This window comes from Pseudomonas sp. AC083 (genome assembly GCF_979253165.1).
In genome coordinates, this window is record NZ_CEEDDH010000002.1 from 94912 (window position 1) to 119953 (window position 25042).

Here is a 25042-nt window from a genome sequence, read left to right on the forward strand (position 1 = left end):
ATAGAAAGGAGCGGTTCGAATGGCTTTGAAGCCCTGCAAGTCTTGCAAACACAAAGTAGATATTTCAGCGAAGGTTTGTCCCAGCTGCGGCGTTGCCGATCCGGGAGTCACCCTGGGCCAGAAGATCGGCGGATTTGTCATTCTGGTGATCATCATCGCTGTGACAGTGTCGATGTGCTCTCGGGGTAACAAAGACGAGCCTGTCGAAAAGGTAACGCAAAGCGTTGCGACCAAGGCTTACACGATCACTAAAGACGATTTCCAAGAGGGACGACCTCGTAAGGTTGAAGTCGTTTTACCCAAGCGTGTAAGTGACGCGGAATTGGCTGAAGTAGCTAAGGCCGTTCGCGCCGATACGAAGTCGAAGCCTAAAACGACGTTCATCGGTTTCAGGGTCGAAGGCCAAAACGACAAGGCGTACTGGGCCAATGCCAGTTTTGATCCTGACTACAAAAGCTCTCTAATCGGCCTCAGCGCGCAGGATTATGAAACTCTGAAAGGCTTGGACCTGAGGGAGTATCCAGATCGGCTTGGTTCTTGGCTGCGAGACGGTGCTCTTGGTCATTTGATCGTGTTGTACAAACGCGATGGCAAATATGTCATGGATCAAATTTTTGCCAGTGGTGGGAAAAATACATATAGCTATCGAGCAAAGAAGCTTGCTGATGGCGGATTACGCCTGGATGAGCCAGACAACATGTTTGATGAGTACTACGTAGTCGATGCAAAGGGGAACTTGCAGGGATGGGGTGAGAACGGTGTCTACATGACCCTGCCACCGCGTCCGGTACTGTAAAACCCGGCGCAACTGCTGCTTACATTTCCAACGTGGTGCATAGGTACGGGAGTAGCCATCTGGGAGGCGACACCCATTCAGCCGGCCCCCAAATTGTCGGGGCTGGTGGCACAGAAAAACGTGCTGAGAATGGGTGACTCCCGGGCGGTTCAGGTGCTGCGAATGGCGCCCCGCCCATCACAAGGAAATGGAGTACGCACGATGGAAAACCTTACCCCTTTGGAGCACCTCTTTTTGCAGCTTCTCGCAAAGCTGGATTATCAGCAGCGGCAGGATGTGCTGAGGATAATGGAGGCACTTGTGAGATCTTCCGAGTGAAGCAATAGGTCAGGCAGTTCCGGCTAGCGTCGGAACTCCTTAAGTAAGCTTTCTGCTAACGTTTTGCGAAGTGCGGTGAGGGGTTTATGACAGATTTGAGTTCTTATTGGTCTGAGGTTTTGGGTGAGTATTTAAGTTCTGATCGCACGGGGGCCTTAGCTATTACTGGTGAGTGGGGAAGTGGTAAAACATTTCTTTTTAAAGGTGTCATTCGTGAGTTGTTAGAGAAGGCTGGGAAAAAGTGCTTATATGTTTCGCTTTATTCCTACGGTATTTCCGGTAAAGGTTTGGATGATTTTCTTATTGAAGAGCTTTCAGGCTTGAAAGATATTGATGATCAGTCGAAGAGCGGGGCGGGGGCTCTGTTGACCGGATTGTTCACAAGTATTACTTCTGAAGCAAAAAATGCTGGAGTTTTGAGCTCCGCAGTTATGGCTGTCGGTGGTGCGGTTAAGAAAAGGATAATAAATGCCATTGATGATTACGTGCTGTGTTTCGATGATTTAGATCGCCTAGATGAAAAAAATTTTCTGAAGGCGTGGTCCGAGATAAACTATTTCTCAGAGTTTAAATCAAGAAAGGTTATTTTGCTTTTAGACGAGACAAAATTAGTGGGCGGGTCGGTGCATGCACCTGACTACGAGAAAAATATATGGAGAGACGTGCCAATCAGAATTGCTCCAGAGGATGCGCTTGAGCAGTCTTTTGAAATGATTTCTCGTGAGTTGGCCGTTGAATTAGATGAGGTTCGGTATAGCCACCTCCTTCCTGTTGTTAAAGCACTTGATGTAAAAAATATTAGAACGGTATTCTCCTCCTTGGAGGCTCTGAAGAGAGTTGTTCTGTATAAGGAGTCAATAGGAGCGAAAGAAAAGCTTCGAAGTGGTCGCGTCGAGTCGCTATATCAGATAGTGTTCATGTCTTTCTTGATTTCAAAGATCTATGGAAAGAAAACGGAAGCTCAGAAGGGGCTGATCAGAACGATATGTAACGGATATTACAATAGACAGCTTAACATTATGATGCAGTCTCGACAGCCCACAGCGCTTCCACTTACTTCTGAGGATGAACTGATTCAGTCTTTGCCTGAGCTTAGTTGTAGCACTGCTTCAGGGTTTGAGTTTGTTGAGCAATATATACAACAAGATAAGTTGGATATTTCAGATTTAATGCGTGCGTTGATCGATTTTCAAAAAGTAACGCATTTGAATAATAAGCCGGTTTGTCTTGCTTACGAAAAGCTGATGGAGAGAATGGAATATGACGAGGCTGAATATCTAGAGTGTTTTGAAGAAGCGCGAAATGCTGTAAATAATCCTGTGCCGGGTGTTTGTAGCATAAGGAAGGTCGCGATGATTATTTCCGAGTTCTGCTATGATGCAAAGCGAGGAGGACTGCCGGCTAAGTGGGAGGATCTGGTTGTTGAGTTTGAAGGAAGCATCAATCGCTGGCGGAGTTTGGTAGGAGTGAAAGGGTATTTCTTTGAGAGTTGTGGTGAGGATTTTTTCTTTTTTCGCCGCGGAAATTCTGAAATACCAAGCTTAGAACGCTTAATCCAAGATTGGGATAGAGAGGTTCAGGATCTTGAAACAATTGAAGCCTATACTACTAAACTGTCTGGGTGGGAAAAAGATCCAGAGTTAAAGGTGTTGTACGAATGCGCAAATAATTACGATATGCCACTGTTCAAGCACTTGCCTGTTGAGATGTTGCGGGATTTTTTGAAGGTCGCTAATGGAAAAACGTTAGGTAAATTTAACGCCCTTATCAAAAAGCGCTTTGCAATGATGGGGGCGGATAAAGTATTACTGGAAGAGCGGGATGCCTTAACTGAGTTGCGGAAAATGTTCGAAGTTGAGGAGGGGTTTGGTTTTAGGCGAGTCCAATTTGCGGATGGCCTGACTGCCGTAGATGAAGCTCTCTCTTGTTTGAATAAAAAGAGAACCTAGGTTCATTCTCTAGACGGGAGCCTGAAAAACTCCCGGTCCACCGCCCGCTTCGCTGCCCTCTTTGAAGCGTATAACCACCGTAACCGTCGCGGGTTGCGTTGATCGCCAGCAGTCACCGTTTTCTCGTCTCCTGTTTTCGTGTCGCGGTAGTGGGCGATGACTCCCGTGAAATCACCTTTATTCTCTTCTGCCAGATCCTCAACCGTATCCTCCGGTAACTTGCTTTCCAGCTCCAGGCTGACGATGTATCCATTGTCTGCACTGAGCGTGTGCTGGACATTCCCGCCGTACCAGATGATTTCGTCAATCTCAGGCTTCACACCTTCCAACGTATAGGTCAGCTCCGGTATCAGATCCGGCCGGCCAATGGCCAGGGTGTAACTGAGCGTCGCACTCCCACGTTGTAGCCGGTTGAACTCGGCCCGGGCCGCGCGCAAGGCTGATTGACGATCGCTAAAGGTGTGGCGCAGATCCTTGAGGTTTTCGCCGCCACCGGCGATGGCTTCCTGTTTCTTGGCGCTGTTCACATCATAAAAATAGGCGCGTACGCCGTCGTAGCTGTCTCGGTCGGCTTGCAGGTAGCGATGCTGGTCGCCATCGGCGCGGGTGAGAGTGATGTGGGGCAGCTCGGCGCCGCTGGCGGTCTTGCCACCGCCGGCGGGCAGGCAAAGCAGGCAACCGGCTTTGACTGTGACCACGGCGTCGAACTCTTCGCCGACACGACTGATCAGGTTGGCGTCGGACTCGTTGGCCTGGTCCAGTTGCAGGATAGGCAAACCGTCGAGCGCGCCGGCGATGGTGGCGGTCAGACCGTTGCCTAGGGCGATATCGCCCAACACGTCACCGAGCGTGGTGTTGCTCCAGCTGCGCTCGCGTTTGGTTTTCAGGCCTTTGCGGAGATCTGCGGACCGGGCGCGGATGCTCAGCACGTCGGGCGCGCCGGAATGCTCGGTTTCGTCGACGGTGTAGGTGCCCTTGTCGACCAGTCCGGTATCACTCCAACCGAGCCACAACCGGACCACCGCGCCCTTGGGCGGGATGGCGAGCAGTCCGTCGTGGTCGCTGAGGGTGATGCTCAGTTGATCGGCCTCGATGCCGCGATTGTCGGTGAGGTCGAGGCTCATCAGGCGCGGGCTGATGAGTTGGGCGATGTCGTTGCCGTCCACGGTGATGCGGAACGCCGGTACCGGGTAGGCGGCCTCGCGCTTGTAGCGTTCGATGGTCTTGTCCAGAAAACCGGTGACGCGAGAGAGGGCGGCATCGATCACAGCAGCGCCCTCATGATGCTGACGCCAGCGCTGGTACCTGCGCCGATCAGGTCGATGCGGTCGTCATCGATACGCTTGAGGCTGAGGGTGAATTCGATGCGGCGCGGCGTGCCGTCGCGGAAGAAGATCGTCTTGGTTTCGCTCAGGCTTTCGATGATCCACAGGCCATAAATCCGGCCGCTGCCTTCGACCATTGGCCATGCCTTGCCGGTGTTGGCCATCAGGCGCAAGGCGTCGAGGCTGAGGGCGCTGCCGGCGAGTTCCGGCAGGATGATGCCGGGCAGGGTGATGGAGTCATCACCCCGGCCGACAAACTGGCGAGCCGGCGCGGCGCCGACGCGGTTGCTGCTGGCGTGGCGCCATTCGGTTTGGCGTTGCAGTTCCTGGTAAGCGGCGGTAGAGAGGCTGAAAACGAACATGCCCAGGGCAAGCATCATGGCGGGTTACTCCAGGTCGGATAGTTTGCTGCGCTGGCGGGCGCTCTTTTCGCTGGAGACGCGGGCCAGTTCGGCGCGCACGGCACGGGCGATGGCGCGCTCGTCCATGCCGGGCGTGGTGTGGATGTTGATTTCGTAGGTGTCGTGACTGTCGTAGGCTGCGGCCGGTGCCGGACTGATGGGCGCGCGATTGTCGATCGACACTGAAGAGGATGCGGCGGCGCCAGTTGGCAACTGCGGCAGCCCGATGGCGCCGAGCGGACCAGCCACGGCGCCAAGTGCACGTTGCCCGGCGGACACGACTTGTTTGCCCATGTCAGTGATGGCGCCCAGCGGGCCGTCCTGACCGCTTTGCAGACCTTGGGTCAGACCGGCCATGGTGAAGCCGCCAAGCGCGGTGAACACGCGGGACGGGCTGTGAATGCCGAGCTTTTCCTTGAACATGTTGATGGCCGAATCAGCCACTGAGCTGACGGCGTTTTTGATCTGGCCCAACCCTGCGAGCAGTCCGTTGACCAGGCCGTTGACTAGCATGTTGCCGAACTCGGTAAAGCGGCTCGGCAGATCCACGCCGAGGTAGCTCAGTACGCCAGCGAAGGCCTGGTAGATCAGACCTATGGGGCTGAAGTTGGCGAGTGTGGTGAGGATGCCACCAATGCCACCACTGAAACCGGCTTTGATCTCGGTCCAGGCGTTGCTGAAGTAGAGTTTAACCGCGTCCCAGTTGGTGTAGATCAGGTAAGCCGCACCGGCGAGGACGGCAACCACGGCACCGATAGCAAGCGCGACCGGGTTCGTGGCGAGGCCCCACAGTGCAATGCTGACGGTTCGCAGGGCAGTTACCAGTGCGCCGCTGAGTGTGCTGGCCAGCGTGCGTAGGCCTTGGCCCAGCATAGGGAGTGCATTGCGAGCCAGACCGGTGATGGTGGGGGCGAGCTTTTGCATGACTCGCAGCGTGCCACCACCCTGCATGCCGAACATCGCCATGCCGTAACGAATCACTGCAAACGGCCCGAGCAGGCTGGCCATGCCGATGGCCAAGCCACCGAACACGAACGACAGACCCGCGACAAGCGCCACGACTTTGACCAGTCCGCCGGCGAGCTTTGGGTTTTCCCGCGCCCAGGCGCCGACGTTGTTGGCGACTTCGCCGAGGGTGTTGATCAGCTCTTTCAATTCCGGCGCGACGGCGGCGCCGAACTCGGCCATGGCGTTGGTAAAGCTGCCTTCCGCGGCTTCCATGACGTTGGTCAAGGTGCTGAGTTGCTCGTTGACGCGCGTGCGCAGGTCCGCCTGATTCTGGAGCTTCTGCTGCACCTCTTTGTAACCCGCCAGCCCCTTGTTCATCATGGTGTTCAGGGTGGTCATGGTTTCCGAGTCATCACCGAACAAGTCCTTGATGGTCTCGGTACGGTCTTCGTCGTTCAGCCCCTTGAGCTTTTCGACCTGGGCGAACAGGTTCTCCAGCCCGGCGAAGTTGCCTTCCTTGTTGGTGAAGCTGAATTGAATCTTCTGGCCCTTGAGTTGGCGGATCTTGTTGACGTCGTCGACCTTGTCCTTGTTCAGGCCTGCCTGAAAGATTTTGCGGAACGCGTTACCAGCAGCGCCGCCTTCCATGCCGGCCTGGTCCATCATGATCAGCAGCGGGGCCAGTTCGTTGGCGGCCTCAATCCCGGATTTCTTGATGGTGTCCATCACCGGGGCGATCTTGCTGAAGCCCTGAAGCATGTTGGTCGAATCGACACCGGAGTAGAACCCGCGCTGAATGGTGTCCATCAGCGCCATCATGTCCTTCTCGGTGGTGCGCGTGGCGTCCTGCATCTTGGCAGCAAACTCGGCGGCTTCGGCCACCGGCATTTTCAACTGTACGCCCAGGTACGCGGCCGCTTCGCCGGTACCGCCGAGGATGCTTTGTGCGCTGAGGCCTTGGCGCCGCAGCATGGTCATCATTTCTTGAAAGTCGGCGGTGGTGCCAGGCAATCGGTCGCCGAGTTTGGTGGCGAGGTCGGTGATCTTTTGGAAGTCCTCGGCGACCTTGCCGGTGTTGTCCATCATCGACACTTTCAGCTGTGTGGCTGAGTCTTCGTTCGGTGCAAATGCGCCCACGGCTTTGGCTATCGGGCGGCTGGCGGCGTAACCAACGCCCAATCCGGCCGCACCGTTGACCGCCATGTCACTGGCAAGGCCTTGGGTCTTCGCCAGTTTGGCGCGTTCGGCGGCCATGCGTTTTTGCTGGGCATTCAGCGCGACCAGCCGTTTGCCCTGTTCGCTGATTGTGGTGTTGGTGGCGCCGATCTGCTCGCGCAGCTGGCGTTCGTGAGTGCGGAGGTCTTTGGTGCTGATGCCTGCGCTGTACAGCTTCGAACGCAGGGTCTGTAATTGTTCGGACTGCTGCTGGTGTTGTTCCTTGAGCCGCTGAGCCTCACGCACAGCGGTTCGGAAGTCCTTGGCCAATGCCTTGGTCGGAACGCCCGTGGCGGCAAACTGTTGGCTGAGCGCGCGCACTTTGTCGCGGGCCGAGGTTAGGGCGGTTTCGGTCTGTTCAGCGGCGGCGCGCTGGGTGCGCCAGGCGCTGACGTCTTTCTGTTGGGCGTTAAGCTCCTTGAGGCGGTCGCGCGCGTCCTTGAGTGCGCGGGCAGCGCCGATGCTGCCCTTGTCGATGGCTTTCAGGGGGCCGCTCGCCCGGTCAATTGCGTTGAGCAGTACCTGAAGTTTTAAGTCATTCGCCATCGGTGGAACTCCGCACCCTGGCGCGCTCGCGCCAGTCCATCAGTTCTTGCAGGCCGAGCTGATCCATATCAGCCGGCGCCCAGTGAAAGACCACGGCCAGATCGGCCATGGCGTCCTCTACGCAACGAGGGAGGCGTCCGTCTTCACCGACTTCTGCAACAAAAAATGTGCAACCTTGTTGCCGCAGGCCAGCAGATCGGCCGGGTCCATGCCGGCGGCTTCGGTAGCGGTGATGCTCGGCGAGGTGATGCGGGGCAGCACCTTGAGCAGGGCGGCGACGTCGAGGTTGAGCAGGTCCACCAGGTGCACGCCGCGCAGTTCGCCGGATGACGGTTTGCGCAGGGTGAGGCTGGTCATGTAGGACTTGCCGCGAACGATGGGCGTGTCGAGGTTGACGGTGTTGTCATCGACTGCCGGCAGGGCTTCGGTGTTGGTCTCTTCGGTGTTCATGTGTTGCTCCGGGTAATGGTTTTAGGGGGCGGTCAAAGGCCGATGGCAGAACGCTGTTTCTCCAGCATGTCCACGCCGTTGACCTTCTCGATGAAGTTGAGCAAGTCGATCTCGATGATGTCTTCGTTGTCGACGATGAGCTTGTAGTAGCTGCATGTGGTGGTGATGCTGTGTTCGGTGTCTTCACCAGGCGCCGCGTCGCCCATCTCGATGGTCTCGTGACGGCCACGCACGATGATTTCCACGGCGCTGACTTCGCCGGTGTCGTCCTGCTGGAAAGAGCCGGCAAAGCGCAGCTGCACGCCGGACGCGTTGACGCTGGCAAATTGCCGAAGCGCGATCAGATCCAACCCGCCGGTTTTCCATTCGAACTGGATGCCGTCGTCGGAGAAGCCGAGGTCGGCCTTGACCGGGCCGTTCATGCCGCCGCCGCGATAGCTTTCCATCTTGCGACCGAGCGGCGGCGGGGTGACGCTTTTGGCAACGCCTTGGTAGGTGTTGCCGTCGTTAAACAGGTTCATGTTTTTAAGTTTGCGAGGCATGGCCATGGCGTTGGTCTCCGGGGTACGGACTCCCCCGCAGGGGAGCGCCGATTCAGGCGTTCACTTTGCTGGCGAACTGGATCAGGTAGCGGTCGGTGATGCGCTGGCGAAGGGTCAAGTCTTCCAGCGGCGGCACGGGCGTGTAGTCATAATCGAGGTAGAGCTTGCCGGCCTTGAGCGTGTCCTTGTCGTTGATCTCTTCCGGGTACCAGCAGTCGCCACCAATGAGGTAACCGCTGCCGACCATTTCGCGGAACTTGGCCTTGATGCTTTCGATCATGTCGCGCACCAAGGACGGGTGCATGGGCTTGTCCACGGCCCACATCTGCGCCTCGGCCATGGTGTCGGCGAGGATCTGCGCGGTGCGGGTGTAGTTCTCGAAAGCAAACAGCGGATCGTCGCTGCACGTGCGGCTGCCCCAGAAGCGGAAGCCGCCCTCGTTGATCAAGGTGGTGACTTCGTTGCCGTTGAGGTAATTGGCATCGGTGGCCGGGTTTTGCAGATCCCAGAACACGTCGGCGCTGATGCCAGTAACGCCGTTAACCGCGACGTTGGACAGGGTTTTGTGCCAGCCCACTTCCTGGTCGATCTTGGCGCGCAGACCGAGTGCACGGGCGACGGCCGAGGCCTTGACGGTGGCGCTGGTGACGGTGTCCCAGTTCTGGAAGTCCGGCCAGATCACCATCACTTCACGGGCACCGAAGTTCTCGCGGTAGGCGACGGCTTCTTCCTTGGTTTTGCAGTCCCAAGCGCTGACATAACTGAAGGCGCGTAGTTGTTGAGCAATGCTCGCCAGAGCGGTGGCCACTGGTTGGCTGTCGAGGCCTGGCACGCCGAGGATGCGCGGCACCATGCCGACTTTGGCCTTTGCGGCGAGCAAGGCTTTCATGCCGGTGTATTTGCCTTCGGCGGTGGTGGTGCCGATCAACGCGCTGGCCGTTTCCGCCTCGGTGGCGCCTGCCTTGACGCGCACGACGATGGTGTAGGGCTTGGTCTGGTCAGCGATGGCTTGCAGGCTGGCGGCGAGGGTGCCGGTGGTGCCGGCTTTGCCGACGGCGGTCTGCACGTTGGTAAGCAGCACCGGCGTGTCGAGCGGGAAGACGGTAGCGTCGGCATCGTCGGCCGTGCAGACCATGCCGATGACGGCGGTGGGGATGGTGCGAATGGGGCGGGTGCCGTCGTTGAGTTCGAGCACCCGCACGCCGTGAAGATAATCGGCCATGGATTTGCCTGCGCAGTAAATGGGATGACAGTGCACAGGCTGCCGCGCGCGCGCCGGATGGGCGAGGGCTGGGACTTGTAGGGAGAGGCGCTACAGGACAGCGCCTCCCGACGAGACAGATTACGATTCGCCGGTTGGTGTCTTCGAATCCGGCCAACCCTCATTGAGCATTTCATCGCGATACTCGCCAGCTTCAATCGCCTGCAACAATGCATGTTCGCGGTCGAAACATGCCTGAACGTGTGCACGCACGGCCTTGGCTATGGCAATAATTTGCGCCGATCCGATCTCGACGAAACCGGCGGCCGTTTTGAAGTTGCAGCGATAGTCCGGATCCAGGACTGCGGACAATCCGGTACTGGCAATCAACGCCTGGCTGTCGCGTGTCGTCTCGATGGACAGCCCTTCGACTGTGACGCCGGTGCCCTCCCGCCTGAAACGCTCGGCGGCGATAATTTCACTCAGCGGTTGAGGAACCACGACGGGCAACCCTGGCGGCGAAAATTGCCACGCTCCGTCCATCTCGATCGCTTTCCAGCCAATGGCCGGCGCTGGCTCGATGCCGTCCATACACACCCAGATCATGGAGGGGTGATACATCGTCGAGATATCGCCGCTCACCTCGACAAACTCAAACACCTGATCGGCATATATCCGCGCATAAATACTCATGTCCACTCCTCAACATCGACCCAGCCATCAGCACCATGGCCACCACGCAAATGAGCAGGGTAGGAAGGAAGCGCAACCGCACCGCCACCACCCGCACCCGGATTGACCGCATCAGCCCCCTGCGAGCTGGTTGAAATTGAGTTACCACCCGGCCCCATTTCGCTCGCACCGCCCTCGCCAGACACGACAAAATCCGTTTTTGGCCCAATGACGCCACCGCCACCCTTGCCCGAACCGTTCTTGATAGTCGCGCCGACTGCCGGCTGTGAATTCGGGGTCTGGCCGAGGTAAAGCGGCGGCACCATGTTCGCCGACAACCCGCCACCGATTCCGCCCGGCGCGGTGACATGTGATCCGAACGAAGTTGCGCCGCCGTTATTGCCTGGACCAACGAGCACACCGGTGCCGCCCTTACCGATTGTGACCGTCACACCATCGAAACCGCTGGTGATCCACGTATCAAATGGCGCTCCCGCACCGCCGCCGCAACCGGCGGAAACCTGACCGCTCGCGGTTGATGCCGCACCGCCGCCAGCAGCGCCGGCACCCTGTCCCTTCACCCGGACTTTGTTGGTACCAGGTGTCGACCAGTAAACCTGCGTTGCGCGAATTCGCCGCGTGCCGATCAGACGCCCCGTCGCCTTGCGCACTTCATCGGCCAAAACACCGACGTCAATCACGCCCTGATTAACCGGCGCACTCCAAGCCTTGATACACCACATCACCGCGACGTTACGCGGCCGGGCGACGCCGCCGCCGGAAGGGTACGCACCAGCGGTTACGCCCGCTGTCGTGTAAGAGATTCCGACATTGGGATAATCCGAATCCTTATAGGTATCCGCCTGAGCCTCGACCGCCGTAGCGCGTGCGATATCAACCGATGCGCCGCCGCTATAGTTGCTGTCAAACACCACGAGCGTGCCGAGCTGGGCGCTGCCAATCGCTCGCCCCGCATCAATACCCCGGCCATGATCCCAACCCCGGAGGAACTCAGCGCGCAGATCCGGCAGACGGAAGTTGCCGGCGCCTTCGTTCCCCTTGTTGAAAGCGGTCCCGAGATAAGCCGACAGATCCGGATAGACGGTGCTGCTCTTCACGCTGCCATCCAGCTCAACAAAGCCGGCCGGCATCTTGTTCAGCGGGAACGACACGACGGTACCCACTGGCATTGCCGTCGCTTTGGCAATCAGCTCGTCTATTTCGGCCGCTGTGTAGGTGTCCTTGATGCCCATCGCGGCCAGTGTGTCCGGGTTATCTCCCGACAGTACGACCCCTCGATTATCGGTCTTGACGCGAGTGAATTGCCCCGCCTGTTTGTCTGCGGGCAGCGCACTTTTTACTGAGTCATCGACGTATTTCCGTGTCGCCAGCACTACCGACGGATCAATCTTTAACTGAATGTTCGACGTGCCGCTGGTGATGATGTGCATCCGCACCACCTGGTTGCGGCCAGAGCCTTGGGCGAGCAGAGGCTTGTAGCTCGGCGCGACGTTGGCCACCGCGCTAAACACGCCGTCCTTGTCTTCAAGGGCCAGTTCACGGATCCACCAGCCGCCGACGTCGGGCGGCAACACCAGTTCGGCAATCAGGACGTTTTCATCGGTAGGTGAAACGAACAATTGATTGATCTGAGCGCGATACCGCTGATTGATCAACTTGGTCTGAGAAGGACTCGGTACCGGGTCGGTGCCATTGGCGTCGCCAATCAGCATATGGCTCGGCTTCCACGGAATACCGAGGGCGTCGCAGTTGGTTTTCTTTGCGGCGCCCTGCGTCGTCAGCATGCCGCCGAAAATAGAATTCTGATCAACCATGGGGATAAACGTCCAGTTCGTCGAGGGTGTAAAGGCTTACGCCGCTGTAACCCCGGATCGCGACATCGATGTCCGGGTTGTTCCAGGGGTACACGTCGATTTCATCGCCGTCGTAAACAGCGAAACCAACGAAGGCGTCGAGTTTGGTTTCAAGCACGATGTCGAGACCGGTCAGGTGCCGGGTAAGGGGTTTTGCGTCGTCGATCAGCCAGACCAGTTCCTGGTACATCGCTTCGGTGATGCCGGAGTCGAGAACGCCGATGCGCAAGGCGAAGGTGCCCGGTGTGCCGGGGGGAACGGTCTGCCACCATTCGGCGACCTCGATCAGGTAGCCGAGCGGTTCAACGACCCGGCGCAAAGCGCCGATGGTGCCCTTGTGCGAGTGCACGTAATACGCGGCACGGCAGGCTGCGCGCTTGGCGGCTTCTGACCATTTGCTGTCCCAGCGATCGACCGAAAACGCCCAGGCCAGGTACGGCAATAAGGGCAGGGGACACAGGTCAGGGTTGTAGAGCGTGCGCAACGGAATCGGTACGCGCTGGATTTCTGCCAAGGCCTGCGCGGCTTGGCGCTCCAGTGGTGTCGAATTGCCCGGCAGCAGGGGTTGGTAGGTCATCACTCAACCCCCAATGTCAGTTCCACGTTCGTGCAATACGGCGCCTGGTATTTGGTGGCGACGATGTCTTCCCAGTCTTCCAGCACGACTTTGCGCACGCCCTCGACGTGCAACGCGGCATGCACGATGGATTCAGAAACCTCCAGTGCCAGGCGTCGGCGCTGATGCACGAACTGGAGCAACTGGGCTTCGGCTGCTGCGAGCACTAGTTCGGTTTCCGGCCCGTTGGTGAGTGGGTAGATCTTGGCCTTGATTTGGTAGTTGATGATCTCCGCGCCTTGCACAGTCAGGCGATCTGCAACTGGTCGACGGTCGTCGTCGCTAAGGTAGGCCTTGACCTGATCGAGCAGTGCCGGCGACGCGGTGCCATCGCCCAGCACGGATTGCACGGTGACCACGGCTTCGGCCGGGGCCGGGCTTTCGGCAGTAGCGTCGGCGACCTGACCGTCAGCGGACCGGGCGTGGAAGATGTAGCTGTTGCGCGGGCCGGCGGTGCTGAGGCCTTCCCAGGCCATTTGCGCACGCTCGCGCAGGCTGTCGTCGCTTTCCATCAGCTTGGGGAGGGGCGGCACGGCTGTTGGATTTGCAGCTTGAATGACCAGCCGCTTCACGTTGAAGTTGGCGGCGAGCTGTTCGAGGTCGGTGCCTTTGGCCAGTGCGAGCATATTGGCGACGGATGCTTCGTTGACCCGCTGACGCCAGACAGTTTCGCGGTAGGCGTTTTCCTCGAGTAATTTGGTCAGCGGCTCCGACTCCATGTTGAGGCGGGCGGCAATCTCGGCTTGTTCCTCAGCGGGCCAGAGGCTGACGGCGTAGGCCTTGCGCTCGGCGAGGATCTGCTCGTAATCGATCTGTTCGACGATCTGCGGCGCTGGTAGTTGGCCGAGGTCGATGGCGACGAAAGTATTCATACGCTGCCTCCCAGTTGCAGAGGCACGCTTAGGCTCAGCGGCTGATTGTTGTCGACGATGGTGCCTTCGAACTCCAGCGACGCCTGGCCCTGAAGGTTCGCGCCGATGAACTGGATACGGCTGAGGCTGATGCGGGTTTCCCAGCGCATCAGCGCCATGACGGTAGCGGCGAAGACCTGCAAACGGGTGAAGTCGTTAAACGGCTGATCGACCAGCTCAGGGAGCAGACTGCCGTATTCGCGGCGCATGACACGGGTGCCGATGCGAGTGGTCAGGATGTCGGTGATCGACTGGGCAATGTGTTCGATTAGGTCGAGGGCTGCGCCGGTTTCTCGGTTCATTCAGGTTTCCCTGTTTTCGCGCCGCCATGCATGACACCACCGTGCAGGTGCTTCACCAGACTGATGCCGGCCGCGATGACATCTTCGGACACAGTGACCGCGCCGGTGATGTTCTGGTTACCGGTCTGGGTGTAGTCGCCCTCGTGGGTGATCGGGCCGACGATGTGGATGCCTCCCGTGCTGATCAGGTTGGTGGTGCCGCCTTCGGCCAGCGTGGCGTTGAGGTAGTGCGTGACGCTGTCGTACTCGATGACCGTGCCGTCGCGGTAGGTTGTTCGGTGCAGCCCTTCGCGGTCGCCATTGGCCGGCATGTCGTCACTGAAAACGCCTGTCAGGACCACGCCGTTGCCGAGTTGACCGGATGGGCTGAACAGAATGACCTGCTCGCCTTTAGTGGGCGGGTTCCATTCCCGGTCGGCGCCGGCGCGCGCGGCGATCCATGGGAGCCAGCCGGTGGTGAGCGATCCAGTTTTGACCTGCACGCGCGGGGGCTTCATCTGGACGGCAGCGATGGTGCCGAGGCGGATGAGGTTTTCGATCAGGCGGGCGAGGGTGGCTAAGTCGTTCATGGCGCCGATGGTGGCGCCATCCACTTGCAGGTGCAGTCTCTGGTGCTTGTAAACAAGCGTCGTACACGTTTACTCAGTTACGTGGAGTGAGTCATTTCACGATCAAAGTACCGATGGCAACGGTAAGAATCACAGCAACGCAAGACAGAATCAAAAAGTTGAATTTTCTATTCAGATCTTTTGAGTGCTTTAGCAGCTGTTCAATTTTTTCAGTGTTATCTATGGATTGCGACACAGTACTTATCTTTGCGCGGTATTCGCGAGTATTTGTATCGGCGTGGTTTGCGATTATGCTGCCCCCAGCTCCTGAGCAAGCAAGCAAAATCACTTGGTTGAGTAGTTCTATTTGTTTGCCAATATCTTCAGGTACTAGTAGTGGGTGCATCCAAAGTTTTAGATACTCTGGATAAAAAATTGGGTAAAGAACGGCTAGCGCAATTAGCCACATTCCCTTAATGAATCGATCCTGTTCAATCTCCAATAAGGTGATGAATACAATCGCTATCCCCATGACGGTGCATAAGAATCCAAGTTCGGCATATGCTGAGCTCAAGAGCTTTGGTGTTCCGTAGAAAAGAGCGAAACAGCCAACTAGAAAAATCACAAGCAGCATGATTTTTTGTTTTTTTGTCATGTCTAATTCAGTCCTTTAAAAAGCGGTGAAAAAATATTAGCGAATTAAATGCCTGTGAGATAGCTCAGTAGTCCATCCCGTATCGTATCGAGGTCGGCTTCTGTAAATCCGAGTAGCTCCCTCATGTCGTATTTAACATCTCGGGCATTAGGTCCTGGTCTATCCCTAAGACCGTATTGGTGAACCCGGGCCATTCGGGCGACCCGCCCGGTAAAACCCAAACTGATGACCTTGTCGTCACCATGCATTTTAAGGAAAGTCGCTGTGCGCAGCTTCTGAAACATCTTCACTTTGCGTTTCATCCGGCCTTGTTTACCTCTCAAATCCCTTCGCTTGCGCGGCGCATATTTACTGCCATCCGGATTCTGCTGGGCAATGATTCGTTGCTGCTGGCTTCGACGCAATGCCTGGCCAACGCTTCGGGCTAACTTGTTGCGCGACGCCGGCTCAAGCTGGCCCAGCAATCCCGCCGCCCAATCCTCTAGCGCTACCAGTCGATCAGTCATTTCGGCAGCACCCACTCACCACCAGTACCCTGCGCACCAGGTATCCACTTTGGATCAAGAAAGTCAGCAGCCCGTTGCGGCTCGCCAGGATGTCGAATGGTGGTGTTGCCCTGATCGTCCTTACCCACCACCACACGCTCGGTCAGCGGCAGCGTCAGGCTCATATCCACTTTGCTGTTGTCGAGAATGTCAGCCTCGAACTGAATGCCGTCAGCGGCTTTGTTCAAGTTCTCCAGCAGTTCGGATTGATGGACGCTCAACCAGCCCAGCAGCGGCAACATGACGCTGTCGGGATGGCCGGCGAAGTCTGTGAGGATGACTTGCAGGTCGAAGCTGTACTCGAACGACAGCGACTGCGCGGCGGTGCAGCGGATTTTGCCGTTGTCGATGAAGATCAACAGTCGATCGGGGTTGTGCTTGAGTTCGGCCACCGTGGCGAGCAGGTGGGCTTTCAGGCTGTCGGGCTTGTTCATGGTTGGGCCTGCTGGTGTTGGTAAACCATGTCCACTTGGCTCGCACAGTCTGCCCAAGCGGCTTCGACGCGATCCTGATCGGTGAGCTGATCGCCGTTACTGCGCGGACTGGTCGCCGGCAGCGTGCACGGCACCACGGCCGGACAGCCACTGACGATAAGCGTCGGCGCCGGTGAAGGCGGGGCGCTCGCGCAGCCGGCGAGCAGCATCAGGCAAAGGCTGGTCAGCCCATTTGCGTAAATCGGCGTTTTCACGTTTCAGAGCCTCAATGGTGAGTTCGCGCTTTGCCAGGCCTTGGCGCAGCTGATCCTGTTGCGCGCGCAGGGAGGTCTGGGCATTGCGTTCCTGTTGCAGGGTGTCGCGCAACGCGTTGGCGTTGGCGAGGTTGCGTTCGGCTTGTTCTTTCGCGCGGCTGGCGTCTTGCTCGGCCAGTTGCTTGTCTTTGTTCGCCCCGCTGATGCGCAGCTCCTGGCTCCAGATCAGCAGCCCCAGCGCTGCAAGTAATGCAACGCCGAGCAAGGCCTGCCGCAGGATGCTCACGCCCGGTACCAGCCGAGCTGATTCATGTCGCCAATGTCCATGTGCTGGATCGGGCCGCGAATGATGATGACTTTGCGCTGAGGGTTCTGGATGCGGAGCGCGTCACGCAGCTGCACCATGTCCTGCTGATCGCTGTCCTCTGGCACTACCAGCAGATCGCCGTCTTGTACATTCAGCCGCTGCACCGCGTCGAAGTCGATCATGCTGCCACCGCTTGCCCACAACCGCAGTCGTCGTGCCGTTCGTAGGCGCGCTGGAGTTTGATGTCGTACAGGTTTCGCTGGTAATCCGGTCCGTTGTAGAGCTTGGCGAACTCGGCCCATTTGCGGCCCTTCAGCGCCTTGTGAAGCACCGGGTCGGTTTCGATGAAGCGGACGAACGCGTCGAACTGATGCGACTCGCCTGCGCTCATGGCGGCGACGAATTCTTGCACGCTGCTGTAGCCCAAGCGCTGCCAGTGAAAGCCCATGATCTGGAACGCGCCCCATGACGCGGATTCCAATGCGGCGGTGTCGTCGATCAGGCGAGCAGTCGCCAGGCGGTGGTGTTCGGCGCTACCGCCGGCGTAGCCGCCGGATTTCGGATTGACGATGGCCGGGTTGGTTGCGGCCAACTGATCAGCGTGGCGTTTGAGCGCGGCGGGGTCGTCGCCTTCGTGGCGGACCTTCGTCAGTTGGCGATACATGATGTGTCGTTCGAACAGGATCACCGGTTTGCAGTTATCGAGAAAGCCACTGCCTTTCGATTCAACTTCATTGACCGAGTAGACGCTGGCCAGCGGCACGCCGAGGCGTTCGGCGGCCTTGACCAGGTCGGCGTTCTTCAGCAACTGCTGGCAGTCGGTGCCGGTGAGCGCGCTGAGTGTCTTGCTGCCGGCGACGCCATCGGCCACTAAACCGATCTTGAGCTGATAGGCACGCACGGCGTGTTCCGTGGCGTCGCCATAATCGCTATCGACGTTCAGTTTGGCGCCGTGTTGGTTGAGGCTCTTTTGCAGATTGCGCACCGCTTGCGAGCGGTCACCGTGGCGAAGTGTGGTCATAGCTGTTCTACCTTGCGGTTGAAAATCTTCTTGGCGGCTGCGCGAGTGCCTTCGACACCGAGCAGGCCAATCACACCGCCGAAGAAAGGCGCAGTGCTTGCCGGAATCCCCAGCAGTGACAGCCCGTGACTGGCGGACAGAGCGAGTGCGCCGCAAAGGGGAGCCTCGATCACCATCCGGCGCACGGTGCCGCCGCCGTAGATCACACGAAGGCTCGCAATGATCACGGCCAGCAGGCCGGAGTAAATGGCGGGCCAGTTCTGTTCGAGCCAAGCGGCGAGCCAGGCCCAGGTGTCGGGACGGTCAGGCATGCGTTTCATTCCATGATCCAGAGTGGTTGGGTTCAAGGGCGCGGTGCGGGCTGTTCAGTCCCATAGGTTCACCATCTGCCGTTGCGGGGCGGCGGCTCGGGCTTCTGGCATTTGCACCAGGAGACCTTGCGGCAAGGTCGGGCCGTGGTCGGCAAGGCCGGGGTTGGCTTCGAGTACTGCTTCGGTGACACCAGCGGTACGGCCGTAGTGACGCCAACACAGGGCATCGACGGTGTCGTTTTGTTGGGCGCGGATGCTGACGGCCATCAGATCAGCTCCACAGTGGTACGGCCGAGGCCGAGGAAGTCACGCACGGCCCAGCGCTGATCGCGGCGCAATTCGTCGATGCTCGGGGCCAGTTCTTCGGCGTTCTGGTTGCCGCTGTTGGTGCTGTCGTAGGAGCGGTAACGCTCGCAGATCTCCGCACCGGTCGCGGCGTAGATCGCCCGTTGATAGAGGTGAACGAGTTCAGATTTTCCTTCGATTTGCTCGGCCGGGACGTCCCCGAGGATGGCGTAGCCTTCGGCCTGTTTGGCGCGGCGCCAAGTGGCGAACTCGCGGTTCACGCTGATGGCGGCGGCGATGGTCGCGGTTTCCAGTCGGATCGGCGTGACGCTGGAGTCGATGCGCAAAGTGCCGCGCACGTCATCGAGGTCGATCGATGGCCAGAAGGGGTCGGTGTTGATGTGGCCGCTGGAGGCCGGAGTAGTGCTGCCGCCCGCTACGAATCCGCTCATGAATCTGCGCTCTGTTGTAGGTCGCCGGTGGTCGGGGCTTCACGTTCAGGAGGAGCGGCCAGGCCGATCCGCCCCGAGCCGGCGGGGTGCGTGGGGACGCTCGGTTAGCTGCCAGCGGCAGCAAGTTTGTTGAGCAGGCGTTCGGCCCGCTCCAGATCCTTTTTGCCACCGCAGGCGTCGTGCAGGTCGATGGCTTTTTTCAGCAAGTCGATGCCGGCTTGAACCTGGCCGGGTTGGCCGGGCTTTTCGTCGGTGACGCCTTCTAGTGTTGCGCGGCCCATGGCGAGGAACAGCTTGGCGCGTGCCTGGTCGGGCATGTCTTCGGCGTCGGTCAGTTCGGCGGTGCGGTGCAGGACGGCCAGGTCGAACGGCTCGCCGACCTTCTGCGCCTTGAATGCGGCAGTCGCGACCTCTTCGGCGACGAGGCAGCCGGTGGTGCGTTCGAAGCGGTCCGGCATGACCATTTTGTGTTGCAGCACGTACTGCGCGATGTCGAGGCCACCGGTGAAGTCGCCGGCATCGAAGCGCCAGACCATGATGGTGGTCAGCACTTCGTCTTGAGCGCCTTGGCCAGCGTCCAGCACGCCTTGCACGTAGGGGATGTACTCGGGCAACAGCTGACGTTTGAGTTCGGCTTTGCCCTGGTTCGATTGCACCTGTTTCAGGCGCAGGCGATCTTGCAGCAACTGGTTGAGCTGATGTTCGTAGGCCGTGGCGCCGGCCATGGTTTGCGTGGGTTCAACGGCTGCCGCCTCCTTGGCGGCAGTGACGCGTTGAAAATGACGACGGCAAGGGTTTGTCATGGTCGTTCCCTCAAACCAGGGTGATGTTTTCGGCCATGGCTGCACAGCCAAGGTCCTCGATCACATAGCTTTCGTTGACCGATTCGAAGTTCTCGATCCGGTCGCGTTTTGCGTTGTCGACGACGGTGCGGCGGCGGGTGCCTTCCTGCCAGTAGATCGACAGGTTATCGAGGCGAGTCACCAGAAGGCCGTTGGGCGGGAAATGCGGCACGCGAACGGCCGGCAGATTACCCAGACGTTTCTGGCTGGTCACGATGTCAGCAGCCAGCATTTCAGTTGGTGCCTGCGTTTTGTTGATGATCGGGAAGTACTTGTCTGCCAACAGCTGACGGCCGCAGATGACCACCAGATCGGTGTCTTCCTGATACCACGGGTCAATAAACTCGTTAACCATGCTGACAACCAGTGCATCGATGTTTTCGAAGTCCTTACCGGCTCCGATTTCGATCTTGCCGCTGCCAGCCGCTACCTCGGCCATAACGCGGGCTTCGTTTTCGGTGCGCATTTTTTGCAACCAACCGATGTTGACGTCCTGCAACAGCGGGTTGGTGGCCGGGTTCGACGTGGCGGCACGGCTGGTACCGTTCCAGCCGATCATGATCCGGTTGAGTGCCTGGGCTTTGATGATCGCGTCGCGAATACGCGCCTGGAAGTCTTTGAACTTCGCCCACTGATCCAGCTTTTGGTAACGCAGGCCGGTGTCGAAGTTGGTTTGCGTGCAGGTGTACCCGCGATTGTCCAGGCTGCTCGGGTCACGGGGTTCGCGATCCTTCACGGTGGTGTCGGTAGTGCTCGCAATCGTGCCATCGATACCGATGCCGATTTTTTCGCCGGACTGTTCGGAAACACCGTAAATATTGATCGAGCTGAGGAACGAACTGGATTCCTGAATACGGGTTTCCAGCGTCTGGGCAACGCTCGGCGCGGCGGTGAATTTGGTGGTGACGTCGCTTACGCCGTGCAACTGGGCCAGCTGTTGGAGGTAAGCGTTGAACAGAACTCGTGTGTCGTTACGCATGGTGATCGTCCTTCGTTTTCGGGGCTTTGGTGGGGCTGACTGTCAGCAGTCGGTCACGACCGAGTTATCGCCACCGGTTACCGGAGGGCGCGTCTTTTGGCTGTGGTCTTGGGTGGTGGAGAGCTTGGTCTTCAACTCGGTGAAGTCCTTGCTCAGTTGATCCAGCCGGGTACTCAGGCCGGCGGAGAATTTCTTCTCGGCGGTCAGTTGGTCCGGCAGGTCCTTGACGTGCTCGGCGACGGCTTCGACGGCTTGGCTAATCTGCGAGAACTCGGCGTCATCCTTGGCCTGTTTGCCGCCGAGAAGGATTTGCACCTTGCTGAACAGCTGAGCGCCGAGGCTTGGTTTGTCCTCGATTTCTTCAAAGGTCAGCTCGGTTTCCAGCGCTTCGGTGAACATCGAAGTCGCGGAGTAGTGGCGATCCTTGAACGGGTTTGCGTCTGGCTTCTGCGCCGAGAACGCCAAAACATCAGTGCCGAGGCTGGCCGGGGAGTCGGTTACCGCGAGCCCGACGATGTACGCCTCACCGGTGTCGGCAAAGCTGTCGTCGATTTCGATGGACGTGTAAATCTTCTGCTTCGCCTTGTTCATAGCAATCAGATCGGACGTCGGCTCAACCTGGGCAAACAGCGCCAGTTTCTTTTGGCCGTTGATGTCCACTTCTTCGGTCTTGACGGCCAACACGTCGCCGTAGGCCTTGAATGGGCTGTCAGGCATCACACTCCGGTAATGCTCCAGCCAGATGCGGGCGCCGTAAGTGGACGGGTTGAAGTTCTTCGCAGCCTGTTCCAGCCAGGTACGTTTGATGATGCGCTTGTCCGAGGTAGCGCCCTCGACGGCGACGCGGAACCAGTTGCTGCGAAATTTCTTCATGCCGGGAATCCTCATTGCGTAGGGCGCCTGCTGTTGGCTGAGCAGTGCGTTGCGATGAGGGGCATGGTCGTGACGCGCGCGAGTTGCGGCAACGAGGCGGGACTGTAAGGCCGGGGACTACAAGGGACGGTGCTATTGAGTCGCGGTCGCGGGCGGCAGCATCGCGGCCATGACTACGACCGCACTGCTGCCCATCGATCCCCGCCGCCAATCCAAGTTCCTCTACTGGATGGGTTGGCGTATCTGCGAGATTGCTGAGGCTACGGGCGAAAAGGAAAAAACGCTACACAGCTGGAAGGCCCGCGATGAGTGGGACCGGGCTGACAACGTCGAGCGTATCGGCGGAGCGCTGGAAGCGCGGTTGGTGCAGTTGATCCTCAAGGACAATAAGAGCGGCGGCGACTTCAAAGAGATCGACCTGCTGCACCGGCAGTTGGAGCGCCAAGCGCGGATCCAGCGCTTTCAGGGGGGCGGTACCGAAACCGACCTCAACCCGAATCTGGCGAAACGCAACGCCGAGCCGAAGAAAAAGGCGGTCAAAAACGAGATTGATGAAGACCAGATCGAGCTGCTACGCGAGGCCTTCGTCGATGGCTGTTTCGACTATCAGAAGGACTGGTACCGCGCCGGCAATCAGCGCACACGCGTCATCCTCAAGAGCCGGCAGATTGGCGCGACTTACTACTTCGCCCGCGAGGCGTTCATTGATGCGCTCGACACCGGGCGCAACCAGATTTTCCTGTCGGCTTCGAAGAACCAGGCCTACCTGTTCCGGGGCTACATTCAGGCGTTCTGCCGCGAGATTATCGGCGTCGAGCTGACTGGCGATCCCATCGTTTTGCCCAACGGCGCCGAGCTGTTTTTCCTCGGTACCAACGCGCGTACCGCCCAGGGCTATCACGGCAATTTCTACTTCGATGAGTTCTTCTGGACGTTCAAGTTCGAGGAGTTGAACAAAGTCGCTTCGGGCATGGCGATGCACAAGAAGTGGCGCAAGACCTACTTTTCCACGCCGTCGAGTATGGCCCATGAGGCCTACACCTTCTGGACGGGCGAGCGCTTCAACAAGGGCAAGCCCGCCGCGCAGCATACGAAGGTGGACGTGTCCCACGGCGCGCTCCAGCAGGGCCGGTTCTGTGAGGATCGGTTGTGGCGGCAGATCGTCACGATTCTGGACGCGGAGCGGGGCGGGTGCGACCTCTTTGACATTGAAGAGCTGCGCCGCGAATACAGTCCCGAGGCGTTCGCCAACCTGCTGATGTGTGAGTTCGTCGACGACGGCGCGAGCATCTTCCCACTGACCCTGTTGCAGTCGTGCATGGTGGACAGCTGGGTCGAGTGGGCCGAGGACTACAAGCCCTTCGCCATGCGGCCGTTCGGCGACCGCCAAGTGTGGATTGGCTACGACCCGGCTGAGACGGGCGACTGTTCCGGCATGGTCGTGGTCGCGCCGCCCCTGGTACCGGTTGGCAAGTTTCGCATCCTCGAACGCCACCAGTTCCGGGGCATGGACTTCGCCGCGCAAGCCGCGTTCATCAAGAGCGTCTGCGATCGCTACTGGGTGACCTACATCGGGATCGACGTGACCGGTCTGGGCAGCGGCGTGGCCCAGCTGGTACGCCAGTTCTTCCCGGCGGTGACTACATTCAGCTACTCACCCGAAGTCAAAACCCGTCTGGTACTCAAGGCCTACGACGTAATTCACAAGGGCCGGCTCGAGTTCGATGCCGGCTGGACCGACATGGCCCAGTCGCTGATGGCGATCCGCAAGACCGTCACCGCCGGCGGACGCCAGTACACCTACACCGCCGGCCGCAACGACAACACCGGCCACGCCGACCTGGCTTGGGCGCTCTTTCACGCATTGCACCACGAACCGCTTGAGGGGCAGACCACTGCCAATACCGGGCGTATGGAGATCTATTGATGACCGAACAAATGGCCAACCAGACGTTGCCCGCCACCACATCCACCACAGGCGCCGGAACTCAGGTGTTTTCTTTCGGCGAGCCGACGCCGGTGCTGGGTGGTCGGGAGGTTTTCGACTATCTGGAGTGCTGGTTCAATGGGCGGTGGTATGAGCCGCCGCTGTCGCTCGACGGGCTGGCCCGGTCGGTGGGGGCGAGCGTGCATCTGCATTCGGGATTGATGTTCAAGCGGAACCTGTTGAGCAAGACGTTTATCCCGCATCCGCTGCTTTCGCGGGCTTCGTTTGAGCAGTTTGCCTTGGACTTTTTGTGCTTGGGTAATGGCTATTTTGAGGGGCGGCGTTCGCGGCTGGGTGGGGTTCGCAAGCTTGAAACCCCCTTGGCCAAGTACATGCGTGCTGGGCCGGATGGGCAGTTCTACCAAGTGCGGGGGTGGAAGGATGAACACGCGTTTGAGCCGGACAGTATTTTTCATTTGCGTGAGGCGGATCTGCACCAGGAGATTTATGGGTTGCCGGAGTGGATCAGCGCTTTGCAGTCGGCGTTGCTGAACGAGTCGGCGACGCTTTTTCGGCGCAAGTACTACGAGAACGGCAGTCATGCCGGGTTCATCCTTTACATGACGGATGCGGCGCAGACCGAGGCTGACATCGATGCTTTGCGCAAGGCGTTGAAGGAATCGAAGGGGCCTGGCAACTTCCGCAATCTGTTCGTCTACTCGCCGACCGGCAAGAAGGACGGAATTCAACTGATCCCGGTCAGCGAGGTGGCGGCGAAGGATGAATTCAACTCGATCAAGAATCAGACGCGGGATGATGTGTTGGCGAGCTTGCGGATTCCACCGCAGTTGATGGGGATTGTTCCGCAGAATGCGGGTGGGTTCGGGTCGATTCGGGAGGCCGCAATGATATACGCTGCGAATGAACTGGAGCCTATTCAAACTCGGATGATGCAAATAAACGACTGGTTAGGCGACGAAATTCTTACTTTCACATCCCTAACATATGATCGTATTGAATGAATATATATGCTAATGGCACTGCGCCTAGTGCCATTTAGAGCGAAGCGATTTTAAGATTGCTCCGCGTCGCTGTCTGTTGGTTGGTTGATAAGTTTTGTAAGTTCTTTCCCCACTTCTGGATCTGCAAGCATTATGGATAAGACGCGCTCCAGTGCCTGTTTGTCATCACAGTTATATCTGTCGTTTCCAAATTTAATTTCGCAGGGATATCCATTCTTATCAACCTTTATTTGCCCAATGTCGGCTTTTCTGAGCTTTGTTGATAAGGGGTTTGTAGCCACTATGTAAGTCGTGTAGGTGCTTTTCTCCGTTAGTTTCTTTTGAGAAAATATACCCAGTCCGAGTATGGTTTCTATCGTGGTATCGTTTCGGGTCTCGCGGGAAATCGTGATTTTACCGCCACTCGCCTCCGAGATCTGTGCGTCCATTTCATCAAAAACCGAATCTATTTCAGAGATCTTAGCTGCAGTATTCGCGGCGGCCTTTATACCCAAGTCAAAAGAATTTTTAAAGTTTGCCAT

Annotated in this window: 30 protein-coding genes and 1 pseudogene; 4 read left to right on the forward strand and 27 right to left on the reverse strand. The window is 58.3% G+C overall.

Annotated elements, in window-relative coordinates; translation table 11 throughout:
* The first annotated feature begins 19 nt into the window (after nt 1-19).
* Together AC0IXA_RS03445 and AC0IXA_RS03450 are read left to right on the forward strand one after the other, a co-directional pair.
* Complete coding sequence (locus AC0IXA_RS03445) at nt 20-796, forward strand: zinc ribbon domain-containing protein (RefSeq protein ID WP_471811714.1); 777 nt, start codon at nt 20-22, stop codon at nt 794-796.
* Nucleotides 797-1200: 404 nt separating this feature from the next.
* A complete protein-coding gene (locus AC0IXA_RS03450; RefSeq protein ID WP_471811716.1) occupies nt 1201-3063 on the forward strand; it encodes a P-loop NTPase fold protein in 1863 nt (620 codons plus the stop codon).
* Between the two features lie 2 nt (nt 3064-3065).
* Here AC0IXA_RS03450 and AC0IXA_RS03455 read toward each other — a convergent pair whose 3' ends face one another.
* The 26 genes and pseudogenes from AC0IXA_RS03455 to AC0IXA_RS03580 all read right to left on the reverse strand — a co-directional run bounded on the left by AC0IXA_RS03455 (nt 3066) and on the right by AC0IXA_RS03580 (nt 21572).
* Nucleotides 3066-4331, reverse strand: a complete 1266-nt coding sequence (locus AC0IXA_RS03455) for a phage late control D family protein (RefSeq protein ID WP_471811718.1) — start codon at nt 4329-4331, stop codon at nt 3066-3068.
* Nucleotides 4328-4768, reverse strand: a complete 441-nt coding sequence (locus AC0IXA_RS03460) for a phage tail protein (RefSeq protein ID WP_150694807.1) — start codon at nt 4766-4768, stop codon at nt 4328-4330. Before AC0IXA_RS03460 ends, AC0IXA_RS03455 begins: the two co-directional genes overlap by 4 nt.
* Before the next feature lie 6 nt (nt 4769-4774).
* Nucleotides 4775-7498, reverse strand: a complete 2724-nt coding sequence (locus tag AC0IXA_RS03465; protein WP_471811720.1) for a phage tail tape measure protein — start codon at nt 7496-7498, stop codon at nt 4775-4777.
* The gene (locus AC0IXA_RS03470; RefSeq protein ID WP_041752072.1) at nt 7488-7607 is read right to left on the reverse strand and encodes a GpE family phage tail protein; all 120 of its coding nucleotides are present in this window, start codon (nt 7605-7607) and stop codon (nt 7488-7490) included. The genes AC0IXA_RS03465 and AC0IXA_RS03470 overlap by 11 nt, the downstream gene beginning before the upstream one ends.
* 8 nt (nt 7608-7615) lie before the next feature.
* Nucleotides 7616-7948 (reverse strand): phage tail assembly protein, encoded by a 333-nt coding sequence (locus tag AC0IXA_RS03475; RefSeq protein ID WP_471811722.1) that lies wholly within the window; start codon nt 7946-7948, stop codon nt 7616-7618.
* 32 nt (nt 7949-7980) lie between these two features.
* Nucleotides 7981-8496: a phage major tail tube protein gene (locus AC0IXA_RS03480; protein ID WP_471811723.1), complete on the reverse strand. Its 516-nt coding sequence runs from the start codon at nt 8494-8496 to the stop codon at nt 7981-7983.
* 46 nt (nt 8497-8542) lie between these two features.
* Complete coding sequence (locus tag AC0IXA_RS03485; protein ID WP_471811724.1) at nt 8543-9712, reverse strand: phage tail sheath protein; 1170 nt, start codon at nt 9710-9712, stop codon at nt 8543-8545.
* Between the two features lie 120 nt (nt 9713-9832).
* Entirely contained in the window at nt 9833-10384 is a 552-nt protein-coding gene (locus tag AC0IXA_RS03490) for a DUF4376 domain-containing protein (protein ID WP_471811725.1), read from the reverse strand.
* Entirely contained in the window at nt 10381-12198 is a 1818-nt protein-coding gene (locus AC0IXA_RS03495) for a phage tail protein (RefSeq protein WP_471811727.1), read from the reverse strand. Before AC0IXA_RS03495 ends, AC0IXA_RS03490 begins: the two co-directional genes overlap by 4 nt.
* Nucleotides 12191-12814 (reverse strand): phage tail protein I, encoded by a 624-nt coding sequence (locus AC0IXA_RS03500; protein ID WP_346833842.1) that lies wholly within the window; start codon nt 12812-12814, stop codon nt 12191-12193. The genes AC0IXA_RS03495 and AC0IXA_RS03500 overlap by 8 nt, the downstream gene beginning before the upstream one ends.
* Nucleotides 12814-13725: a baseplate J/gp47 family protein gene (locus tag AC0IXA_RS03505; RefSeq protein ID WP_471811728.1), complete on the reverse strand. Its 912-nt coding sequence runs from the start codon at nt 13723-13725 to the stop codon at nt 12814-12816. Before AC0IXA_RS03505 ends, AC0IXA_RS03500 begins: the two co-directional genes overlap by 1 nt.
* Nucleotides 13722-14066 carry a GPW/gp25 family protein gene (locus AC0IXA_RS03510; protein WP_471811730.1) on the reverse strand — a complete coding sequence of 115 codons (345 nt, stop codon included), beginning with the start codon at nt 14064-14066 and terminating at the stop codon, nt 13722-13724. Before AC0IXA_RS03510 ends, AC0IXA_RS03505 begins: the two co-directional genes overlap by 4 nt.
* The gene (locus AC0IXA_RS03515; protein ID WP_471811732.1) at nt 14063-14635 is read right to left on the reverse strand and encodes a phage baseplate assembly protein V; all 573 of its coding nucleotides are present in this window, start codon (nt 14633-14635) and stop codon (nt 14063-14065) included. The genes AC0IXA_RS03510 and AC0IXA_RS03515 overlap by 4 nt, the downstream gene beginning before the upstream one ends.
* A gap of 91 nt (nt 14636-14726) precedes the next feature.
* Complete coding sequence (locus tag AC0IXA_RS03520; RefSeq protein WP_471811734.1) at nt 14727-15269, reverse strand: hypothetical protein; 543 nt, start codon at nt 15267-15269, stop codon at nt 14727-14729.
* Nucleotides 15270-15313: 44 nt separating this feature from the next.
* The gene (locus tag AC0IXA_RS03525; RefSeq protein WP_471811736.1) at nt 15314-15775 is read right to left on the reverse strand and encodes a phage virion morphogenesis protein; all 462 of its coding nucleotides are present in this window, start codon (nt 15773-15775) and stop codon (nt 15314-15316) included.
* The gene (locus AC0IXA_RS03530) at nt 15772-16248 is read right to left on the reverse strand and encodes a phage tail protein (protein WP_471811738.1); all 477 of its coding nucleotides are present in this window, start codon (nt 16246-16248) and stop codon (nt 15772-15774) included. Before AC0IXA_RS03530 ends, AC0IXA_RS03525 begins: the two co-directional genes overlap by 4 nt.
* Nucleotides 16245-16430: pseudogene (gene lysC, locus AC0IXA_RS03535) on the reverse strand (Rz1-like lysis system protein LysC); the annotation flags it as partial. The pseudogene lysC and the gene AC0IXA_RS03530, both read right to left, overlap by 4 nt.
* Nucleotides 16345-16788 (reverse strand): Rz-like lysis system protein LysB, encoded by a 444-nt coding sequence (lysB, locus tag AC0IXA_RS03540; RefSeq protein WP_471811740.1) that lies wholly within the window; start codon nt 16786-16788, stop codon nt 16345-16347. The pseudogene lysC and the gene lysB, both read right to left, overlap by 86 nt.
* The gene (locus AC0IXA_RS03545) at nt 16785-16991 is read right to left on the reverse strand and encodes a hypothetical protein (protein ID WP_471811742.1); all 207 of its coding nucleotides are present in this window, start codon (nt 16989-16991) and stop codon (nt 16785-16787) included. The genes lysB and AC0IXA_RS03545 overlap by 4 nt, the downstream gene beginning before the upstream one ends.
* A complete protein-coding gene (locus tag AC0IXA_RS03550) occupies nt 16988-17830 on the reverse strand; it encodes an N-acetylmuramidase domain-containing protein (protein ID WP_471811744.1) in 843 nt (280 codons plus the stop codon). The genes AC0IXA_RS03545 and AC0IXA_RS03550 overlap by 4 nt, the downstream gene beginning before the upstream one ends.
* A complete protein-coding gene (locus AC0IXA_RS03555) occupies nt 17827-18150 on the reverse strand; it encodes a phage holin, lambda family (protein WP_197047888.1) in 324 nt (107 codons plus the stop codon). The genes AC0IXA_RS03550 and AC0IXA_RS03555 overlap by 4 nt, the downstream gene beginning before the upstream one ends.
* 45 nt (nt 18151-18195) lie before the next feature.
* Nucleotides 18196-18408 (reverse strand): tail protein X, encoded by a 213-nt coding sequence (locus tag AC0IXA_RS03560; RefSeq protein ID WP_471811746.1) that lies wholly within the window; start codon nt 18406-18408, stop codon nt 18196-18198.
* Nucleotides 18408-18878, reverse strand: a complete 471-nt coding sequence (locus AC0IXA_RS03565; RefSeq protein ID WP_471811748.1) for a head completion/stabilization protein — start codon at nt 18876-18878, stop codon at nt 18408-18410. The genes AC0IXA_RS03560 and AC0IXA_RS03565 overlap by 1 nt, the downstream gene beginning before the upstream one ends.
* 104 nt (nt 18879-18982) lie before the next feature.
* A complete protein-coding gene (locus AC0IXA_RS03570; protein WP_471811750.1) occupies nt 18983-19681 on the reverse strand; it encodes a phage terminase small subunit in 699 nt (232 codons plus the stop codon).
* Nucleotides 19682-19691: 10 nt separating this feature from the next.
* Entirely contained in the window at nt 19692-20699 is a 1008-nt protein-coding gene (locus AC0IXA_RS03575) for a phage major capsid protein, P2 family (protein WP_122699254.1), read from the reverse strand.
* 42 nt (nt 20700-20741) lie between these two features.
* Complete coding sequence (locus AC0IXA_RS03580) at nt 20742-21572, reverse strand: GPO family capsid scaffolding protein (RefSeq protein ID WP_471811752.1); 831 nt, start codon at nt 21570-21572, stop codon at nt 20742-20744.
* Between the two features lie 169 nt (nt 21573-21741).
* Between AC0IXA_RS03580 and AC0IXA_RS03585 the strand changes: the two genes are divergently transcribed.
* Both AC0IXA_RS03585 and AC0IXA_RS03590 read left to right on the forward strand, forming a co-directional pair.
* Entirely contained in the window at nt 21742-23499 is a 1758-nt protein-coding gene (locus AC0IXA_RS03585) for a terminase ATPase subunit family protein (RefSeq protein ID WP_471811754.1), read from the forward strand.
* Nucleotides 23500-23510: 11 nt separating this feature from the next.
* A complete protein-coding gene (locus AC0IXA_RS03590; RefSeq protein ID WP_471812186.1) occupies nt 23511-24521 on the forward strand; it encodes a phage portal protein in 1011 nt (336 codons plus the stop codon).
* 50 nt (nt 24522-24571) lie between these two features.
* Here AC0IXA_RS03590 and AC0IXA_RS03595 read toward each other — a convergent pair whose 3' ends face one another.
* A complete protein-coding gene (locus AC0IXA_RS03595) occupies nt 24572-25042 on the reverse strand; it encodes a hypothetical protein (RefSeq protein WP_471811756.1) in 471 nt (156 codons plus the stop codon).

What these genes read in the sequence shown, in the direction of transcription:
- AC0IXA_RS03585 (WP_471811754.1), top strand. Translation starts at nt 21,742, where the DNA reads ATGACTACGACCGCACTGCTGCCCATCGATCCCCGCCGCCAATCCAAG.
- AC0IXA_RS03580 (WP_471811752.1), bottom strand. Translation starts at nt 21,572, where the DNA reads ATGAAGAAATTTCGCAGCAACTGGTTCCGCGTCGCCGTCGAGGGCGCT.
- AC0IXA_RS03550 (WP_471811744.1), bottom strand. Translation starts at nt 17,830, where the DNA reads ATGACCACACTTCGCCACGGTGACCGCTCGCAAGCGGTGCGCAATCTG.
- AC0IXA_RS03465 (WP_471811720.1), bottom strand. Translation starts at nt 7,498, where the DNA reads ATGGCGAATGACTTAAAACTTCAGGTACTGCTCAACGCAATTGACCGG.
- AC0IXA_RS03450 (WP_471811716.1), top strand. Translation starts at nt 1,201, where the DNA reads ATGACAGATTTGAGTTCTTATTGGTCTGAGGTTTTGGGTGAGTATTTA.
- AC0IXA_RS03510 (WP_471811730.1), bottom strand. Translation starts at nt 14,066, where the DNA reads ATGAACCGAGAAACCGGCGCAGCCCTCGACCTAATCGAACACATTGCC.
- AC0IXA_RS03530 (WP_471811738.1), bottom strand. Translation starts at nt 16,248, where the DNA reads ATGAACAAGCCCGACAGCCTGAAAGCCCACCTGCTCGCCACGGTGGCC.
- AC0IXA_RS03480 (WP_471811723.1), bottom strand. Translation starts at nt 8,496, where the DNA reads ATGGCCATGCCTCGCAAACTTAAAAACATGAACCTGTTTAACGACGGC.
- AC0IXA_RS03470 (WP_041752072.1), bottom strand. Translation starts at nt 7,607, where the DNA reads ATGGCCGATCTGGCCGTGGTCTTTCACTGGGCGCCGGCTGATATGGAT.
- AC0IXA_RS03485 (WP_471811724.1), bottom strand. Translation starts at nt 9,712, where the DNA reads ATGGCCGATTATCTTCACGGCGTGCGGGTGCTCGAACTCAACGACGGC.
- AC0IXA_RS03500 (WP_346833842.1), bottom strand. Translation starts at nt 12,814, where the DNA reads ATGACCTACCAACCCCTGCTGCCGGGCAATTCGACACCACTGGAGCGC.
- AC0IXA_RS03595 (WP_471811756.1), bottom strand. Translation starts at nt 25,042, where the DNA reads ATGGCAAACTTTAAAAATTCTTTTGACTTGGGTATAAAGGCCGCCGCG.
- AC0IXA_RS03565 (WP_471811748.1), bottom strand. Translation starts at nt 18,878, where the DNA reads ATGAGCGGATTCGTAGCGGGCGGCAGCACTACTCCGGCCTCCAGCGGC.
- AC0IXA_RS03575 (WP_122699254.1), bottom strand. Translation starts at nt 20,699, where the DNA reads ATGCGTAACGACACACGAGTTCTGTTCAACGCTTACCTCCAACAGCTG.
- AC0IXA_RS03460 (WP_150694807.1), bottom strand. Translation starts at nt 4,768, where the DNA reads ATGATGCTTGCCCTGGGCATGTTCGTTTTCAGCCTCTCTACCGCCGCT.
- AC0IXA_RS03555 (WP_197047888.1), bottom strand. Translation starts at nt 18,150, where the DNA reads ATGAAACGCATGCCTGACCGTCCCGACACCTGGGCCTGGCTCGCCGCT.
- AC0IXA_RS03495 (WP_471811727.1), bottom strand. Translation starts at nt 12,198, where the DNA reads ATGGTTGATCAGAATTCTATTTTCGGCGGCATGCTGACGACGCAGGGC.
- AC0IXA_RS03490 (WP_471811725.1), bottom strand. Translation starts at nt 10,384, where the DNA reads ATGAGTATTTATGCGCGGATATATGCCGATCAGGTGTTTGAGTTTGTC.
- AC0IXA_RS03560 (WP_471811746.1), bottom strand. Translation starts at nt 18,408, where the DNA reads ATGGCCGTCAGCATCCGCGCCCAACAAAACGACACCGTCGATGCCCTG.
- AC0IXA_RS03545 (WP_471811742.1), bottom strand. Translation starts at nt 16,991, where the DNA reads ATGATCGACTTCGACGCGGTGCAGCGGCTGAATGTACAAGACGGCGAT.
- AC0IXA_RS03590 (WP_471812186.1), top strand. Translation starts at nt 23,511, where the DNA reads ATGGCCAACCAGACGTTGCCCGCCACCACATCCACCACAGGCGCCGGA.
- AC0IXA_RS03520 (WP_471811734.1), bottom strand. Translation starts at nt 15,269, where the DNA reads ATGACAAAAAAACAAAAAATCATGCTGCTTGTGATTTTTCTAGTTGGC.
- AC0IXA_RS03445 (WP_471811714.1), top strand. Translation starts at nt 20, where the DNA reads ATGGCTTTGAAGCCCTGCAAGTCTTGCAAACACAAAGTAGATATTTCA.
- AC0IXA_RS03525 (WP_471811736.1), bottom strand. Translation starts at nt 15,775, where the DNA reads ATGACTGATCGACTGGTAGCGCTAGAGGATTGGGCGGCGGGATTGCTG.
- AC0IXA_RS03475 (WP_471811722.1), bottom strand. Translation starts at nt 7,948, where the DNA reads ATGAACACCGAAGAGACCAACACCGAAGCCCTGCCGGCAGTCGATGAC.
- AC0IXA_RS03515 (WP_471811732.1), bottom strand. Translation starts at nt 14,635, where the DNA reads ATGAACGACTTAGCCACCCTCGCCCGCCTGATCGAAAACCTCATCCGC.
- AC0IXA_RS03570 (WP_471811750.1), bottom strand. Translation starts at nt 19,681, where the DNA reads ATGACAAACCCTTGCCGTCGTCATTTTCAACGCGTCACTGCCGCCAAG.
- AC0IXA_RS03505 (WP_471811728.1), bottom strand. Translation starts at nt 13,725, where the DNA reads ATGAATACTTTCGTCGCCATCGACCTCGGCCAACTACCAGCGCCGCAG.